General features: G+C 73.0%; 20 protein-coding genes. 13 read left to right on the top strand and 7 right to left on the bottom strand.

Features of this window, described 5'->3' with window-relative positions; genetic code table 11:
• Positions 1-789, top strand: a 789-nt coding sequence (locus tag PV350_RS19280) for an RICIN domain-containing protein (protein WP_500335047.1), incomplete at its 5' end; no start/stop codon positions are given.
• A gap of 39 nt (positions 790-828) precedes the next feature.
• Here the strand turns inward: PV350_RS19280 and PV350_RS19285 are convergent.
• The 6 genes from PV350_RS19285 to PV350_RS19310 form a co-directional block, all read right to left on the bottom strand.
• Complete coding sequence (locus tag PV350_RS19285) at positions 829-2,346, bottom strand: sensor histidine kinase (RefSeq protein WP_500335048.1); 1,518 nt, start codon at positions 2,344-2,346, stop codon at positions 829-831.
• Positions 2,346-3,083: a response regulator transcription factor gene (locus PV350_RS19290; RefSeq protein ID WP_499513118.1), complete on the bottom strand. Its 738-nt coding sequence runs from the start codon at positions 3,081-3,083 to the stop codon at positions 2,346-2,348. Before PV350_RS19290 ends, PV350_RS19285 begins: the two co-directional genes overlap by 1 nt.
• Before the next feature lie 73 nt (positions 3,084-3,156).
• Entirely contained in the window at positions 3,157-3,342 is a 186-nt protein-coding gene (locus tag PV350_RS19295; protein WP_499513119.1) for a hypothetical protein, read from the bottom strand.
• A gap of 29 nt (positions 3,343-3,371) precedes the next feature.
• Positions 3,372-4,454, bottom strand: a complete 1,083-nt coding sequence (locus PV350_RS19300; RefSeq protein ID WP_499513120.1) for a S1C family serine protease — start codon at positions 4,452-4,454, stop codon at positions 3,372-3,374.
• A gap of 175 nt (positions 4,455-4,629) precedes the next feature.
• Positions 4,630-5,652, bottom strand: a complete 1,023-nt coding sequence (locus PV350_RS19305) for a LacI family DNA-binding transcriptional regulator (protein ID WP_499513121.1) — start codon at positions 5,650-5,652, stop codon at positions 4,630-4,632.
• Positions 5,653-5,718: 66 nt separating this feature from the next.
• On the bottom strand, positions 5,719-6,480 hold the full coding sequence (locus PV350_RS19310; RefSeq protein WP_500335050.1) for a response regulator transcription factor: 762 nt from the start codon (positions 6,478-6,480) through the stop codon (positions 5,719-5,721).
• 178 nt (positions 6,481-6,658) lie between these two features.
• On the opposite strand from PV350_RS19310, the gene PV350_RS19315 reads away from it, so the two are divergent.
• The 8 genes from PV350_RS19315 to PV350_RS19350 all read left to right on the top strand — a co-directional run bounded on the left by PV350_RS19315 (position 6,659) and on the right by PV350_RS19350 (position 11,421).
• Positions 6,659-7,501, top strand: coding sequence for an alpha/beta hydrolase (locus PV350_RS19315; protein WP_499513123.1), 843 nt, complete (start codon positions 6,659-6,661; stop codon positions 7,499-7,501).
• A gap of 98 nt (positions 7,502-7,599) precedes the next feature.
• The gene (locus PV350_RS19320; protein WP_499513124.1) at positions 7,600-7,863 is read left to right on the top strand and encodes a MoaD/ThiS family protein; all 264 of its coding nucleotides are present in this window, start codon (positions 7,600-7,602) and stop codon (positions 7,861-7,863) included.
• A 4-nt stretch (positions 7,864-7,867) separates the two neighbouring features.
• Positions 7,868-8,749 (top strand): hypothetical protein, encoded by an 882-nt coding sequence (locus PV350_RS19325; protein WP_499513125.1) that lies wholly within the window; start codon positions 7,868-7,870, stop codon positions 8,747-8,749.
• A gap of 45 nt (positions 8,750-8,794) precedes the next feature.
• Positions 8,795-9,508: an LmeA family phospholipid-binding protein gene (locus tag PV350_RS19330; protein ID WP_499513126.1), complete on the top strand. Its 714-nt coding sequence runs from the start codon at positions 8,795-8,797 to the stop codon at positions 9,506-9,508.
• A gap of 159 nt (positions 9,509-9,667) precedes the next feature.
• Positions 9,668-9,748: a putative leader peptide gene (locus tag PV350_RS19335; RefSeq protein ID WP_360910367.1), complete on the top strand. Its 81-nt coding sequence runs from the start codon at positions 9,668-9,670 to the stop codon at positions 9,746-9,748.
• Between the two features lie 146 nt (positions 9,749-9,894).
• On the top strand, positions 9,895-10,740 hold the full coding sequence (locus PV350_RS19340) for a sulfurtransferase (protein WP_499513127.1): 846 nt from the start codon (positions 9,895-9,897) through the stop codon (positions 10,738-10,740).
• Positions 10,741-10,774: 34 nt separating this feature from the next.
• Positions 10,775-11,065: a DUF1416 domain-containing protein gene (locus tag PV350_RS19345; RefSeq protein ID WP_499513128.1), complete on the top strand. Its 291-nt coding sequence runs from the start codon at positions 10,775-10,777 to the stop codon at positions 11,063-11,065.
• Positions 11,066-11,187: 122 nt separating this feature from the next.
• Positions 11,188-11,421 carry a hypothetical protein gene (locus PV350_RS19350; RefSeq protein WP_499516897.1) on the top strand — a complete coding sequence of 78 codons (234 nt, stop codon included), beginning with the start codon at positions 11,188-11,190 and terminating at the stop codon, positions 11,419-11,421.
• A 54-nt stretch (positions 11,422-11,475) separates the two neighbouring features.
• Here the strand turns inward: PV350_RS19350 and PV350_RS19355 are convergent, their stop codons facing one another.
• Positions 11,476-11,838: a DsrE family protein gene (locus tag PV350_RS19355; protein WP_500335054.1), complete on the bottom strand. Its 363-nt coding sequence runs from the start codon at positions 11,836-11,838 to the stop codon at positions 11,476-11,478.
• A gap of 160 nt (positions 11,839-11,998) precedes the next feature.
• Here PV350_RS19355 and PV350_RS19360 point away from each other — a divergent pair, with 160 nt between their 5' ends.
• The 4 genes from PV350_RS19360 (at position 11,999) to PV350_RS19375 (ending at position 15,562) form a co-directional block, all read left to right on the top strand.
• Complete coding sequence (locus tag PV350_RS19360) at positions 11,999-12,712, top strand: hypothetical protein (RefSeq protein WP_500335056.1); 714 nt, start codon at positions 11,999-12,001, stop codon at positions 12,710-12,712.
• Positions 12,713-12,786: 74 nt separating this feature from the next.
• Entirely contained in the window at positions 12,787-13,581 is a 795-nt protein-coding gene (locus PV350_RS19365; protein ID WP_500335058.1) for a hypothetical protein, read from the top strand.
• A complete protein-coding gene (locus tag PV350_RS19370; protein ID WP_500335060.1) occupies positions 13,578-14,507 on the top strand; it encodes a hypothetical protein in 930 nt (309 codons plus the stop codon). The genes PV350_RS19365 and PV350_RS19370 overlap by 4 nt, the downstream gene beginning before the upstream one ends.
• Positions 14,504-15,562: a hypothetical protein gene (locus PV350_RS19375; RefSeq protein WP_500335062.1), complete on the top strand. Its 1,059-nt coding sequence runs from the start codon at positions 14,504-14,506 to the stop codon at positions 15,560-15,562. The genes PV350_RS19370 and PV350_RS19375 overlap by 4 nt, the downstream gene beginning before the upstream one ends.
• The last annotated feature ends 75 nt before the right edge of the window (positions 15,563-15,637 follow it).

Raw genomic sequence — 15,637 nt, forward strand, 5'->3', positions numbered from 1 at the left:
GCGCCGGCTCCGCCCCCGACGTCCCGCCGGCGCCGGCGGCCCGGACCGCTGGAGCGGCTGCTGAACCTGCGCGCCCGCCACCCCTCGCCCCTGGTCTCCCTGGTGCTGGTCGCCGCCGGCAGCCTGGCGGTCACCGGCCTGGTGTACGCGACGGGCGACGACCCCGCGCCGACCGGCAGCGACAGGGCACTGCCCCAGCCGCCCACGGGCTCGGTCACGATCACCACGACCGCCACCGCCACCGCCACGCAGACCCTCACCCCGAGCCCCGCGGGGACCCCGAGCGCCTCCGCGACCCGGTCGCCCACGCGGCCCGGCGCCGGGGCCACCCGACAGGTCCCGGCGACGCGCACGCCGAGCGCGGGCCCGCCGCGGAGGGTGCCGGGCGGCAGTTACGCCCAGATCGTCAACGACGCGTCCGGCCTCTGCCTGGACGTACGGGACGAGGAGTTCGACAAGGGCGACGACGTCATCGTCGCGGGCTGCGACTCCGGCTCGGCCTCCCAGCAGTGGCGGGTGGACTCCCGCGGCCTGCTGGTCAACGGCGCGGACTCCTCTTTCTGCCTGGACTCACGCGGTGACACCGACCGCGGCCTCGGCATCTGGGCCTGCTCGTCGGTTGAGGGCAGGAACGCGCGGAACCTGCAGTTCCTGGTGGACTCGCTGGGCCGGATCCACCCGCAGATCGACCTCGGCACCGCGATGCGGCCGGACGGCTCGACCCCCGGCTCCACCCTCTCCTTCGCCTCCGCCGGCGACGGCGACGCACAGCGCTGGCACGCCGGGTAGCCGGCCCGGACGGGCGGGCCACCCGGCGTGCCGACGGTCTCAGACGGTCTCGGGTGTCCCGGGCATCTCGGGTGTCCCGGGAGCCCCGGGCGTCTCCGGTGTCCCGGGCGTCTCCGGTGCCGCTGGCGGCGGGGTCTGCGCCCCGGGCAGCCGTACGACCGCCACGGTGCCGCCGCCCTGCGCGGGGTGCAGGGCGATGGTGCCGCCGAGCTGCTGCACCGTACGGGCCACGATCGACAGGCCGAGGCCCGAGCCGGGCAGGCTGCGGGCGGAGGCCGAACGCCAGAAGCGCTCGAACACGTGCGGCAGGTCCTCCGGTGGGATGCCCGGGCCGTGGTCCCTGACCGTGAGCTCGCCGCCGTGCAGGTCGACCTCGATCGTGCCGGCCGGCGGGCTGAACTTCACGGCGTTGTCCAGGAGGTTGATCACCGCCCGTTCCAGGGCGGACGGTTCGGCCCGCAGGTACCAGGGGGCCAGCTCGGTGGTGATCTTCAGGTCGGGACCGGTACGGCGCCGGGCCCGCTCCAGCGCCGCCTCCACGACCTCGTGGAACGCCACGGTCTGCGAGGGCGAGCCGCCGGGCGCCGCGTCCGGACGGGACAGCTCCTGCAGATCGCCGATGAGCGTGGCCAGTTCGCTCATCTGGGCCTTCACCGACAGCATCAGTTCCCGGCGGTCCTCCGGGGGCAGTTCCCGGCCGGTCAGCTCGCTGCGTTCCAGCAGTTCGATGTTGGTGCGCAGGGAGGTGAGCGGGGTGCGCAGTTCATGACCGGCATCCGCGATCAGCTGCTGCTGCAGCTCGCGGGAGGAGGACAGCGCGGCCGTCATGGAGTTGAAGGAGGCCGACAGCCGGGCGATCTCGTCGCGGCCCTCGACGGGGATGCGGACGCTCAGGTCCTCGGTGCGGGCGACGTGCTCCACGGTGTCGGTGAGCCGGTCCACCGGCTTCAGCCCCGCACGGGCCACCCCGAGTCCGGCGACGCTGGCGCCGACCACCCCTATCCCGCTGACGGCCAGCAGGATCACGGCCAGGGTGTTCAGCGGCCCGGTCACCTCGCTGAGCGGGCGGCCGACCGAGATCGCGGCCCGCTCGGTCTGATGGCGGGAGTACTCGATCTGGGCGCGCCGCGTCAGCACCCGCATCTCCGTGCCGTCCTTCGTGGTCACGGTCTGCAGGGACTCCGACGCGTCACCCCGGACCACGGCCAGGTCGGCCTCGCTCACCGGGAGCATCTCGTCGCCGAGCACCCAGCACCCCGTGCCGTCCTCGGTGACGAGCAGCACGGACGAGTGGTTGGGGTTGAAGGCGAGCGCCCCGTCGGACGTGTCCTTCTGGGGCTTGCTCAGGCATCCGTAGTCCACGAGCACGCTCCGGGCGGCGGGGGCCGCGTTGCCCGGCGCGCGCAGCGATTCGTCCAGCTGGTCCATCAGCTGCTTCTGCACGATGAACCAGCAGGCCAGCGCACACGCGGCCACGGCGGCCGCCACGGCGGCCGCGGTGAGGATCGCCAGCCGGGACCGCAGCGGCAGGGAACGGAAGCGCGGGATGCGCGGCATCAGCCCTTGCCCTCCGCGGAGCGCAGCACGTAGCCGACGCCCCGCACGGTGTGGACCAGGCGGGGCAGGCTGCCGGACTCGGTCTTGCGCCGCAGGTACATGACGTACACGTCCAGGGAGTTGGAGCTCGGCTCGAAGTCGAAGCCCCAGACCGCCTTGAGGATCTGCTCCCGGGTGAGCACCTGGCGCGGGTGCGCGAGGAACATCTCCAGCAGGGTGTACTCGGTGCGGGTCAGCTCGACCGGCACGCCGGCCCGGGTGACCTCGCGGGTCGAGGTGTCCATCCGCAGGTCCCCGAAGGACAGCACGCTCTCCTCGCCGTGGTCGCCGCCCGGCACCGTCGCGTACGCGCTGCGCCGCAGCAGCGCCCGCAGCCGGGCCAGCAGTTCGTCCAGCTCGAAGGGCTTGACGAGGTAGTCGTCGGCGCCCGCGTCGAGACCGGTGACCCGGTCGCCCACCGTGTCGCGGGCGGTGAGCATGAGGATCGGTGTGGTGGTGCCGCCGGACCGGAGCCTGCGGGCGGTGGTGAGGCCGTCCATGCGCGGCATGAGGACGTCGAGGACGATCGCGTCGGGCCGGTAGGAGGCGACCTGGTCCAAGGCGGCCAGGCCGTCCTCCGCCAGCTCGGTCTCGTATCCCTCGAAGGCGAGGCTGCGCCGGAGTGCTTCACGGACCGCGGGCTCGTCGTCCACGATCAGGATGCGGGCGGGGGCCTCGCCGTTCTCGCCGGGGCTCAATGGTCTTCCACCTCGCGGGATGAGGGTCGGGGGCGGTGGGTGCCGCCGGGGGTGCGGTGGGGTGCTCCGGTTCTTAGCCTCGCACGGCGGCGAGGCGGTGGGCCGCAATCGCCCGGCGGGCGTAGCGGCGTGCGTACCGGCGGGTGGTCGCGATCTCCGGCTCGCGGGCGGCCGGCTCCCGGTAGGGGATCAGCGCGCGGTCGGAGGGGCCGGACGGGACTCCGGCGGGGTGGAGGGAGGTGCTCAGGAAGACGTTCATGGTGCCCACGTCCCTTCGGTGCGGTGCGGTCAGCTGTCGCCGCCGCCGTTGCGCAGGGTGTCGAGGTCTGCCTTGAGGGTGTTCACGGGGATGGCGAAGCCGAGGCCGACGCTGCCGGCCTGGCCGGAGGAGGAGGAAGCGGCGGAGTACATGGCCGAGTTGATGCCGATGATCTCGCCGTTCATGTTGATCAGCGCGCCACCGGAGTTCCCGGGGTTGAGCGAGGCGTCGGTCTGGATCGCCTTGTACGTGGTCGTGGACGAGCCGACGTCGCCGTTGTACTGGCCGCCGCCGAACTCGAACGGCCACCGGCCGGTGCCGCCGCCGGGTCGCTGTCCCTGGCCCCGGCCGGTGGAGATGGTCACGTCGCGGTCGAGCGCGGAGACGATGCCGCTGGTGACCGTGCCCGTCAGGCCCTCGGGGGAGCCGATGGCGACGACCTGGTCGCCGACCGAGACCCGGCTGGAGTCGCCCAGCGACGCGACCGGCAGGCCGCTCACGCCCTCGGCCTTCACCAGCGCGAGGTCCTTGCCGCCGTCGGTGCCGACGACGGCTGCGGTGACCGTCTTGCCGGAGCTGAAGGTGACCTTGACCGAGTCCGCTCCGGAGACGACGTGGTTGTTGGTGACGATCTCGCCGTCACCGGTGACGACCACGCCGGAACCGGTCGACTCCCCGGCGCCGGACGTCGCGCTGATCTCCACGATGCTCGGGCTGACGGCGGCGGCCACGGCCGCGACGCCGGTGCTGCCCGAACTGCTGGTGCCGATCACCTTGGTCGTGGTGCCCGCCACGGACGGCGAAGTGGTCGCCCGCCCCACCAGGGCGGCCGTCCCGCCGCCGATCAGCGCGGACACCAGCGCCACGGAGGCGACCAGGGCCACGGGGCGTCGCCTGCGTTGCTTGGGGATCCCGGTCGCGGGCGCCGGCATCGGCGTGGGCTGCGGCTGGGGCTGGGGCTGGGGCTGCGAGGCGTAGGGCGCCGGGTGTCCGTAGGGGACGTGCGGGACGTGCGGCTCGTACGGCGGCCGGGACGGGTACCCGCCGGCGCCGGGGGACTGCTGCGGCTGCTGCGGGTCGTAGGCGTCGTCGTGACGGGTGCTCTCGTTCATGCCTATGACTGTGCTCGCCGAACATGAGAGCTTCCTGAGCGTGACCTGAGAACCGGGGCAGAGTTCCGTATGCCCGATATAAAGAACGAAGTGCCAGGTCAGGGCCTAGGCTTACACGGTCCGTAGACAGGTCGCCGGTCGCGGCGGGCGGGGCCCGCCGCGACCGGCGGAACGGTCAGTGGCAGCCGCAGCTGCGCCGCACGACCAGCCGGGACGGGAACTGCCGCAGCCGCTCCCGCCGCGAGCCGGAGACCCGCAGCCCGTCGTCCAGCACCAGGTCCACCGCCGCACGGGCCATCGCCTCGCGGTCCGAGGCCACCGTCGTCAGCGGCGGGTCGGTCAGCCCCGCCTCCTTGACGTCGTCGAAGCCGGCCACGGCCAGCTCGCCGGGCACGTCGATCCGCAGTTCGCGGGCCGCCCGCAGCAGGCCGATGGCCTGGTCGTCGGTGGCGCACACGATGGCGGTCGGCCGGTCGGGCCGGGAGAGCAGTTCCAGGCCGACCTCGTAGGCGTCGTAGCGGTTGTACGGGGACGAGTACAGATGGCCGTCGACGGGGAGCCCGGCCTCCTGCATGGCGCGGCGCCAGCCCTCGATGTGGTCCGTGACGGGGTCGCCGTGCTTCGGGGTGACCTCCGTGCCGCCGAGGCAGGCCACGTACGCGTGCCCGTGCTCCAGCAGGTGCCGGGTGGCGAGCTGGGCGCCGCCGACGTCGTCCGTCACGACCGCGACGTCGTCGATCGCCTCGGGCCGCCGGTGCATCAGCACGACCCGCGCGTCCCAGGCGTCGATCTCCGTCGCCGCGTGCTCGCTGAGGCCCTGGCTGATGAGGATCAGCCCGGAGACCCGCATGCCGAGGAAGGCACGCAGGTAGTGCACCTCGCGCTCGTCGAGGTAGTCCGAGTTGCCGACCAGCACCATCTTGCCGCGCTCGGCGGCCGCCCTCTCGACGGCGTGCGCCATCTCCGCGAAGAACGGCTGCCGGGCGTCCGGCACGATCAGGCCTATCAGGTCCGTGCGACGGCTCGCCATCGCCTGGGCCACCCGGTCGGGGCGGTAGCCCAGTTGTTTGATCGCCGCGAGGACACGCTCGCGGGTGGCCGGTGCGACCGGCCGGGGTCCGTTGTTGATGACGTAGCTGACGACTGCGGTCGAGGTTCCCGCAAGCCTTGCCACATCGTCACGCGTCACCTTTGCCACGGGCCGAGTCTACGCGGGTACACCCGCGCGTCCCACCGTCTGTCCACAGGCGTGACCACCGCGTGATCAGCCGTTCCGGGAGGCGGTGGCGGCCGTCCCCTGCCCGGGTGCCTCCTCGGTCTGCGACGGCGCCGGCTCCTCCGCCGTCCGCTCGCCCTTCTCCGGGGTGACGAAGCGGTAGCCGACGTTGCGGACGGTGCCGATCAGGGACTCGTGCTCGGGACCGAGCTTGGCGCGCAGCCGCCGTACGTGCACGTCCACGGTGCGCGTGCCGCCGAAGTAGTCGTAGCCCCAGACCTCCTGCAGGAGCTGGGCGCGGGTGAAGACCCGGCCCGGGTGCTGCGCGAGGTACTTGAGCAGCTCGAACTCCTTGAAGGTCAGGTCCAGGACCCGGCCCTTGAGCTTCGCGCTGTACGTGGCCTCGTCGACCGACAGGTCCCCGTTGCGGATCTCCATCGGGCTGTCGTCGACGCTGATCTGCTGCCGGCCCATCGCCAGCCGCAGCCGCGCCTCGACCTCGGCCGGCCCCGCGGTGTCCAGCAGGACGTCGTCGATGCCCCAGTCCGCGGTGACGGCCGCCAGGCCGCCCTCGGTGACCACCAGGACCAGCGGGCAGCCGGGTCCGGTGGAGCGCAGCAGCTGGCACAGCGAGCGGACCTGCGGCAGGTCGCGGCGGCCGTCGATGAGGATCACGTCGGCGCCGGGGGTGTCCACCAGCGCGGGGCCCTCGGCCGGGGCCACCCGTACGTTGTGCAGCAGCAGTCCGAGCGCGGGGAGCACCTCGGTCGACGGCTGGAGTGCGTTGGTCAGGAGGAGGAGAGAGCTCACCGGCCGCTCCCGTCGTTCATCGTCCGGTCATGCGTGTTCCGCTTGCCCATTGCGACCCTCCTCGGTCCCTGCGAGGACGTGTGCGTCCGCCGACGTGTGCGCTCCGGTCGCCCGGAAAGCACGAAAGGACCCGGGGGCGACGCTGCCCGGATCCTCTTGACCCAAGAGAATAGCCCACATGGAGTCGGTAAGTGAGTCCGCGGTTGCGCGGTCGTGTGTCCCGTCGATCATTTCCGGTGGGTTGCGAGCGGTGCTGACGGCCGAGGACCGGGTGCCGATCGACGCCGCGTACCTGCCCGGAGCGACGCCCGGAGGGCTCGCGATCGTGGTCGCGCACGGCTTCACCGGCGCCCTGGAACGGCCGGCCGTGCGCCGCGCGGCGGAGATCTTCGCGCGGGTGGACGGCGTCGGCGGTGTGGTGACCTTCTCCTTCCGGGGGCACGGCCGCTCGGGCGGGCGCTCCACGGTCGGCGACCGCGAGGTCTGGGACCTGGACGCCGCGGTGCGCTGGGCACGACGGCTGGGACACCCCGCGGTGGCCTCGGTGGGCTTCTCCATGGGCGGTTCCGTCGTCCTGAGGCATGCGGGGCGCAAACCGGCGCACGACGGGGCGCACGTCGACGCCGTGGTCTCGGTGAGTGCGCCCGCGCGCTGGTACTACCGGGGTACGGCGCCGATGCGCCGGGTCCACTGGGCCATCACCCGCCCCGCGGGACGCCTGGTCTCCCGGGGGCTGCTGCACACGCGCATCCACGGCAAGGACTGGGACCCCGTGCCCGTGCCCCCGGTCGAGGCGGTGCGGTCCATCGCGCCCACCCCGCTGCTCATCGTGCACGGCGACCGGGACGGCTACTTCCCGCTCGACCACCCGCTCTCCCTCGCCGACGCCGCGGGCGCCGCAGCGGAGCTGTGGATCGAGCCCGGATTCGGCCACGCCGAGAACGCCGCGGCGCCCGACCTCCTGCGCCGCATCGCGGTGTGGGCGGCCGAACGGGTCCGCCCCGCCGGCACGCCCGGCTGACCCCGCGGCCCGCACACCGGGCCCGGCCACCTCGCGGCGCCGTCGCTGCGCCATCATGGACGGCGGCAGGACCCGCACGGGCGAACGGAAGGACCGCTATGGCGGCACACGGAACCATCCGGTACTGGGCCGCGGCCAAGGCCGCCGCCGGCGCCGCGGAGGAGCCGTACCGGGAGGGCACCCTCGCCGAGGCGCTGGACGCGGCGCGCCAGCGCCACGCGTCGCGCCCCGAGTTCGCCCGCGTACTGGCGAACTGTTCGTTCCTGGTCGACGGGAACCCCGTCGGCACCCGGGACCACACCGGGGTGCGGCTGGCCGACGGCGGCACCGTCGAGGTGCTCCCGCCGTTCGCGGGAGGATGAGCACGTGACCGACAACCACGACTGGTACGACCGCGGCGCGGGCGCGATGCCCGCGCACGACGCCACCGCCGTCCTCCCGCCCGTCGGGGGCGCCCCGCAGCCGCCCCCGGACGGCGGCCGCGCCGCCCGGCGCCGGCAGGCGTCCCGCACCGGCTCGCCGATCATCGCCCCCGGCATGCAGCCCGCCCTCGTCACGGCCGCCCTGGCGCTGCTGCTGGCCGGCGGGGCGCTGCTGGGCCGCCCCGCGCTCGCCGCCGCGGGCGTGGTGCTGCAGGCGGTCACCGCGGCCGGCTGGTTCCGGCTGAACGGCATGTGGCCGGCGAGGCAGGGCATCGTGCTGGCCTTCCTGGCGGGCGTCACCGCCGAGGCCGCGGTGCTGATCGACGGGGCGGACAACGCCCCGGCCGTGATCGTGGGCACCCTCGGCGTCTGGCTGCTGCTCGTTCTCGTCCTGCAGCTGCGCCACCGCGGCAGTCCCGAGGAGCGGCTCTCCTCGCTGACCGCGACCACCGCCTCGACGCTCATCACGATCCTGGCCACCGGGTTCCTGGCGACCACGGCGGACCCGCGGGGCACCGACGCCGTGGTGACCGCGGTGATCGCGGTCGCCGTCGCGACGCTCGCCCGGGCGATCCCGCTGCCGGGCGTCGTCTCCGTGGCTGTGGCGCTCGCCGCCGCCACCGGCAGCGGCATCGCCCTCGGGCAGCTGGAGACCTCCGACGCGGCCCTGGTCGCGCTGGTCGCCGGGGTGTGCGCGCTGATCGGCCTGCGGGTGGCCAGCTACGACTTCCCGTCCCGGTTCGTCCACTTCACGGCGGGTGTGGCGCTGCCGCTGACCGCCGCGGCGCCGGGCGTCTACGTCATGGCCCGGGCCCTGCTGGGCTGACACACCGACTAGGGTCGGTCCGAACACCGACTCGGGGGTTGTCTCATGCGTGCTCTGAAGGTCCTGCTCGTCCTCGTCGTGCTCCTCGGCGGCCTGTTCGTCGCGGCGGACCGGATCGCCGTGCACTTTGCGGAGTCCGAGGCGGCGGACCGGGCGAAGACCACGCTGGGGCTGACCTCCCCGCCGGGGATCGACATCAAGGGCTTCCCGTTCCTCACGCAGGTGCTGGCCAAGAAGCTGGACGACGTCGCGGTGACGGCGGACGGCGTGCAGGCCGCCGGCACCGGCGGGCAGTCGCTGCGCGTCACCCGCTTCCAGGCCGACCTGCACGGGGTGGACCTGGGCAGCGGCTTCAGCAGCGCGGTCGCCGACACCGCCGAGGGCACCGCCCTCGTCAGCTACGAGGACCTCGCCAAGGCCGCCCCGAGCGGCGTGACCATCGGTTACGGGGGCACCTCGGCGGACGGCAAGGGCCAGATCAAGGTGGGGGTCGAGGTCTCCACCCCGGTCGGCTCGATCAAGCGCAGCGTGGTGAGCGGGATCAGCCTGGCCGGCAAGGACAGCATCAAGCTGAGCGCGGGCAAGATACCGGACCTGGACTCGCTGCCCCCGGTCGTGGAGGAGCTGGTCCGCGAGCGGATCGACTTCACCCGCGAGCTGTCGGGCCTGCCGGAGGGCATCGAGCTCACGTCGGTGAGCGTGAACGCCGACGGCATCAGCATCGCGGCGACGGGCAAGAAGGTCGTTCTCGCCCAGTGAGACGAGGGTGTCCGCTCCGCAGTCGGGGCGGCGCCAGGCGGGGGCGGGGCGGCCGCGCAGGGCCCGGCACCTGATGTTCATCTCGTAGTACGGACAATCTTATCTCGGGATACGGACCGCCGGTGACACCGGCCGGTCCCCTTCCCTACGATCGAGCCCATGAAGCGACAGGCGGATCTCACGAAGCGGCGGGCAGTCGACCTGTGCCGTGTCGCCGCCATGCTCTGTCGCATCCCGTAGGGGCCCCCGCGCCGTCTTCCGGCGCCGCACGCGGCCCCGCCCTTCCCCGCGCAAAAGCCGCGACGCGCCCGTGCAGCGCAGCCCGGCACCTGTGCGCACCCGTCCGTGCGCCGAGACATCCGCAACTGCCCCGGAGGAGAACAGCAATGAGCCGCAGTGACGTCCTGGTGGACGCCGACTGGGTCCAGGCCCGGATCGACGACCCGAAGGTGGTCATCGTCGAGGTCGACGAGGACACGTCGGCGTACGACAAGAACCACATCAAGAACGCTGTCCGGATCGACTGGAAGACCGACCTCCAGGACCCGGTGCGCCGTGACTTCGTCGACCAGGCCGGCTTCGAGAAGCTGCTGTCGGAGAAGGGCATCGCCAACGACGACACCGTCGTGCTCTACGGCGGCAACAACAACTGGTTCGCGTCCTACGCCTACTGGTACTTCAAGCTCTACGGCCACCAGGACGTCAAGCTCCTCGACGGCGGCCGCAAGAAGTGGGAGCTGGACTCCCGCGACCTGGTCGACGGCTCCGAGGTGCCCGTCCGCCCGGCCACGCAGTACACGGCCCAGGCCCAGGACGCCTCGATCCGCGCCTTCCGCGACGACGCGGTCGCCGCCATCGGCAGCCTCAACCTCGTCGACGTCCGCTCGCCCGACGAGTTCTCCGGCAAGCTGCTCGCTCCGGCGCACCTGCCGCAGGAGCAGTCGCAGCGCCCCGGCCACATTCCGACCGCCCGCAACATCCCGTGGTCGAAGTCGGCCAACGACGACGGCACCTTCAAGTCGGACGACGAGCTCAAGGAGCTGTACGAGGGCGAGGGCGTGGACCTGACCAAGGACACCATCGCCTACTGCCGCATCGGCGAGCGCTCCGCGCACACCTGGTTCGTGCTGCACGAGCTGCTCGGCCAGCCCAACGTCAAGAACTACGACGGTTCCTGGACCGAGTACGGCTCCCTCGTCGGCGTGCCGATCGAGCTCGGCGCCGCCAAGTAAGCCCCCCAGACCCCCGACCCGGAGGAACAGCACCATGTGTGGAGCGAAGACCGGCGGCCCGGACCTGGCCGGCATCGACGTGGCGACCGAGACGATCATCCAGGGTTCCGTGACCCGCGACGGCGAGCCGGTGACCGGCTACGTCCGGCTGCTGGACGGCGGCGGCGAGTTCACGGCCGAGGTCCCGACCTCGGCGACCGGCCAGTTCCGCTTCTTCGCGGCCCCGGGCTCGTGGACGCTGCGCGCCCTCGTGCCGGGCGCGACGGTGGACCGTTCCGTCGTGGCGCAGCAGGGTGACCTCACCGAGGTCGCCATCGCCGTCTGACCCGGCGACCGCGCGTACGAAGAAGGGCCGCAATCCCACCGGGCCACCGAGTGGGAGTGCGGCCCTTCGGGTCGTACCGTGGAAGGGTGTCCACGAGGCGGCGTCGTCGCTGGTATTACGCCATGATGGGCAGTTGCGTGCTGCTCTTCGTCCTGGCGTGGAGCCTCGTGCGCCTGTGGTCGGTGCCGGTGGCCGTGGGGATGTGCGTGGTGGCCATGGTCATCCCGCCGATCGCCGCCGTCGTGGCGAACCGCAGGGGCCCGGACGAACACTGGTGGGACGAGACCGGAGACCCCAAGTCCGACGAGTGGTGGCGCGAGCTGGACCGCCGCGACGACCACCGTGACCAGCGCTGACGCCCGGGGGAGCCGTGCCCGCGCGCCCCGCCGCGCTCCACCCGGCCCGGCGGCTCAGTAGACGAGTGCCTGCGTGCCGTCGGCCATGGCCTCGCTCACGAAGACCTGCGCACCGGCGATCCGGATTCCGTCCAGCACGTCCTTCTCCGTGATGTCCCGGCGCGCCGCGCACTGCGTGCACAGCGTGATCCGGCCGCCCGCCAGGATCCCCTCGATCAGCTCGGGCAGCGGGGCGGCGTGCGGCAGCTCGAACTCCGCGGCCCGTCCCGGCAGCGCGAACCACGCGGACTCCCCGGTCAGCCAGAGCGACACCTCGACGCCGCTGGCGACCGCCACCGCCGCCACCGTGAACGCCTGGGAGCAGCGTTCGGGAGCGTCCGCACCTGCGGTTACCTTGATCGCGAGCTTCTTCGCCATGGTCATACCTTAAGGTGGCCCGTCTCACAGGAAAAACACTGGGAGCGTTTACCAGCGCTCGGCATAATGCGTTGGCCGCGTAGGTGCGATCAGCGCGCCGGCCGCGGATTTCTGCCCGGGGGGGCTTGTGGAAGCGCGTACCGATTCGCGTACCGGCGTCGTGATCGCCACGATCGTCGGACTTGTTGTGCTCGCGACATTGACCGCGGGGGCCGTCGTGGCGTTCGGCTCCTCGTCCTCGTCGTCCGCGTCCGCGTCGCCGGGCGGGGCCGAGCCGAGCAGCCGGAGTCCGGAGACGGCGGACCCCGCGACGCCGTCACCGACGGCGTCCCCGAGCCGCGGCGCGACGGCGACGCCCTCGCCCGCCGGCACCCTCAAGGGCTCCGTGGACGACGGGAAGCACCGCGGCGACCTGCGCTACTTCCTGCTCGTCCCGCCGGCGGACGCCGAGGTCTACGGCGACGAGGAGGGCACCGAGCTCTCCCGTTCCGAGGTCGCCGACTCCGCCGACGTGAAGCAGGCCCTGGCCACCTACGGCTTCAAGGCGGCGGCCCAGCGGACCTACCTCACCGGCGACGGCGAGTACGAGGTCTCCGCGCAGCTCGTCCGCTTCGCGAGCGCCGGCTCCGCCACCGGCTACTACAACGCCTTCTACTACCAGGGCACGCGGATCACGCTCCCCTCGTCGGGCAGCCCCGCCAAGGCCTACCGGCTGTCGTCCTTCTCCGCCGAGAGCACCGGCTCGGTGATCGTCCTGTCCCACCAGGGCGACGTGCACGTCACCCTCTCGGTCACCGGGGCGAAGACCCCCGGCAAGGCCCTGCTCACCCGGCTTCTCGACCAGCAGTACCGGCGCCTGAAGACCGGCCGCTGAGCCGCACACCAGAACGTACGGACCGGCCCGCGCGCCGGCCGCACCCAACCACGGACACCTCAGTGGAGAACCCTTTGTCCCAGGACACCCCCGTCCCGGAACAGGACGCCCCTGTTCCGGACGGGCCCCCCGTCCGCCCGCTGCGCAGACGCGGCCGGACCACCCTGCTGATCGCCTGCGCGGCGGTCCTCGGCGTCCTCGCGGGCGCCGGCGCCGGGTACCAGATCCAGTACGACCGCCCCGAGACGCCGCTCCCCCCGCTCGCCCAGCCGAAGCTCGTGCAGCCCAAGGGCGCCGCCCCCGCGGCGAAGCCGCTCACGGCCGCCGAGGACACGCTGGCCACGTACGACGGCGACCTGCGCATGCTGCTGGTGAAGAAGCCCAAGGGCGCCAAGGACCTCGACGGCACGTTCGGCGACGACCACTGGCTCTCGCTGTACGACTACGCCGACACGTACGAGGAACCGGGCAACATGTTCAGCGAGCTGAACAGCAACGACTTCCGGAGGGCGGCCGTCTCCATCTGGCAGACCGGTGGCTACGCCACGTCCGTCACCACCGAGGTCCACCTGATCCAGTTCCGCGACGAGGCGGACACCTACACCGACGAGATGCTCGCGGGGCAGCAGGGCTACATGGCCGGGAAGAAGTACGCGGGCAACAAGGGGACGGCCATCCCCGGCGCCTTCGACGGCAGGGCGTGGGTGTACTCCAAGCCCTGGACGAAGGCGGGCTACCTGCCCATGTACACGGCGCGCGCCCTGGCCCGCAAGGGCACGGTCATGATGGACATCTGGGTGCACTCGGACCGGCCGATCAAGAAGTCCACCATCATGTCCCTGGCCGAGCGGCAGTGGGAGCGGCTGTGAGCGACGAGAACACCCCTGTCCCCGCGGAGCCGCAGCCCGAGGTCCGCCCCGAGGCCCCGGCGGCCCGGCCCGAGCCGCAGCCGGACCAGCCCGAGGGCCAGTCGGCCGAGCCCGAGGCCCAGCCGGCACCGCTCGCCGGCCTTCCGCCCGCGGACGGGACCACCGGGCCTGAGGCCGCCCCCACGCCCCGCCGTGGCCGCCGTGGCCTCGCCCTGGGCATCGCGGCCGCGCTGGTCGCCGTCGTCGCGGGCGGTGGCATCGGCATCGCCGTGCTGCAGCACCAGAAGGACGACGGCAAGCAGGCGAGCCCGCGGACCTGGAAGGCCCCCGAGCCGAAGAAGACCGGCGAGTACGGCAGCCAGTCCGGCGGCAGCCACTACGGCGCGCTCGGCAAGCTGCTGCTGCCCGTGCCGGATGCGTACATGCCGGGCCCGGACGTCGGCGAGTACGGCAACGACGCGGAGTTCACCGGCAAGGAGGCCGTGGCCGTCTTCGAGGGCGACCTCGCCGGGCTGCCGAAGAAGCAGCGGGACCGTCTGCACAAGGCCGTGGCGGGGCTGCACATCCAGGGCGTGGGCCTGCGGACGTACCGCGAGGTGTCGGGCGAGGCCGTCTTCGAGACGCAGATCGTCCAGATGAAGAACAAGCGCGCGGCGCGCGCCGGCACCGAGTTCTTCACCGAGTTCACCAAGGCGCTCGGAGTCTTCAGGAACGGGCCGAAGATCGAGGGCCACGCCAAGGCGCGCTGCGTCCTGCCGCCCAAGAAGCCCGGCGCGAAGCTCGACACCATGATCTGCGAGGCGACCGAGGGCGACCTGACCATCCGCATGTCCGTCTCGGGCGCCTCGCCGCTGAAGAAGGACGACGCCGCGGATCTGTTCAAGCAGCAGCTCGACCGCGTACAGGACCCGGGAGAGGCCGCATGACCGAGCAGACCCAGAGCGACGCCGTGAAGATCCCGGCGCAGGCCGCCGCCCCGGCGGAGGAGACCCGCACGGAGGCCGCCCCCGAGTCGGCTCCCTCCGGGGACGACGCGGCGCAGGTCGTGCCTGCGGAGGCCGCCGAGCCCGTCGTCGCCGAAGCCGCGACGGAGCCCGCGTCGACGGAGCCCGCCGGGAGCGCATCCGACGTGGCCGCGGCGGAAGCCGTGGGGGAGCCCGTGCCCGCCGAGGTGGTCTCCGAGGCCGTCTCAGCGGAGCCTGCCGCACCCCGCCCGCGGAAGCGGCTGCGGGAGCGCAGGGGGCTGCGTGCCGCCGTGCGGTGGACCGCCGCCGTCGTGGCGTTCGCGGCCCTCGGCGGGGCCGCGGCGTACGCCGTCACGCAGCCCGAGCGGACCGAGATCCCGGGTCTGCGGACCCCGGACGACGGCCGGTGGACCTACCCCGCCCTGAAGCTGCCCAAGCTGCCGGCCGGGGCGCCCCGGCCGCTGGACGGGGACCACAACCCGCCCCGCCGGCACTACGCGGACATCCGCACCCTGCTGCTGCCGGCGCCCGCCGGGGCCAAGGTCGACAAGACCTTCCCGGGCGCCACCGGGTGGCTGCCGACCCGCGACTTCCTGGAGGTCTTCCGCGAGGACGACCGCAAGAAGCTGACCGGGAGGCTCGAGCAGAACACTCTCCGGCACATCGCCGCCCGCGCCTGGACCATGGGCGACGGCACCCGCGCGGAGGTCTACCTGCTGCAGTTCGCGACCTGGGGGTACTCGAGCGACGTCAAGGACGCGCTCATCGACGACGGCGCCCTCGCCAAGGCCGCGGCGGCCGACTACGACACGGACTGGGATTCGACGTCGCTCGACGACTCCGATCTGCACCTGTCCCTCTACGACGAGGACAAGCCGCGCGGCGCCGAGCACGTCCGGTACGGCTACGTCCAGTCCGGCGACGTCGTGGCCATGGTCGTGCTCTCCAAGGCCGGGACCCAGCCGGCCGTCCCGTTCCACCAGGCCGTGCTGCTGCAGGCACAACTGCTCGGCTGACGAGGACCACCGGGGCATCGGGTGCGGGCGCGGCGCGTGGGGCGGACCTCACGCGGCCGCGCCCGCACCCGACCA

It is taken from the genome of Streptomyces sp. PA03-6a (assembly GCF_033792765.1).
GTDB lineage: Bacteria > Actinomycetota > Actinomycetes > Streptomycetales > Streptomycetaceae > Actinacidiphila.

What these genes read in the sequence shown, in the direction of transcription:
- PV350_RS19285 (WP_500335048.1), bottom strand. Translation starts at nt 2,346, where the DNA reads ATGCCGCGCATCCCGCGCTTCCGTTCCCTGCCGCTGCGGTCCCGGCTG.
- PV350_RS19295 (WP_499513119.1), bottom strand. Translation starts at nt 3,342, where the DNA reads ATGAACGTCTTCCTGAGCACCTCCCTCCACCCCGCCGGAGTCCCGTCC.
- PV350_RS19300 (WP_499513120.1), bottom strand. Translation starts at nt 4,454, where the DNA reads ATGAACGAGAGCACCCGTCACGACGACGCCTACGACCCGCAGCAGCCG.
- PV350_RS19315 (WP_499513123.1), top strand. Translation starts at nt 6,659, where the DNA reads ATGGAGTCGGTAAGTGAGTCCGCGGTTGCGCGGTCGTGTGTCCCGTCG.
- PV350_RS19320 (WP_499513124.1), top strand. Translation starts at nt 7,600, where the DNA reads ATGGCGGCACACGGAACCATCCGGTACTGGGCCGCGGCCAAGGCCGCC.
- PV350_RS19330 (WP_499513126.1), top strand. Translation starts at nt 8,795, where the DNA reads ATGCGTGCTCTGAAGGTCCTGCTCGTCCTCGTCGTGCTCCTCGGCGGC.
- PV350_RS19335 (WP_360910367.1), top strand. Translation starts at nt 9,668, where the DNA reads ATGAAGCGACAGGCGGATCTCACGAAGCGGCGGGCAGTCGACCTGTGC.
- PV350_RS19340 (WP_499513127.1), top strand. Translation starts at nt 9,895, where the DNA reads ATGAGCCGCAGTGACGTCCTGGTGGACGCCGACTGGGTCCAGGCCCGG.
- PV350_RS19345 (WP_499513128.1), top strand. Translation starts at nt 10,775, where the DNA reads ATGTGTGGAGCGAAGACCGGCGGCCCGGACCTGGCCGGCATCGACGTG.
- PV350_RS19350 (WP_499516897.1), top strand. Translation starts at nt 11,188, where the DNA reads ATGATGGGCAGTTGCGTGCTGCTCTTCGTCCTGGCGTGGAGCCTCGTG.
- PV350_RS19355 (WP_500335054.1), bottom strand. Translation starts at nt 11,838, where the DNA reads ATGGCGAAGAAGCTCGCGATCAAGGTAACCGCAGGTGCGGACGCTCCC.
- PV350_RS19375 (WP_500335062.1), top strand. Translation starts at nt 14,504, where the DNA reads ATGACCGAGCAGACCCAGAGCGACGCCGTGAAGATCCCGGCGCAGGCC.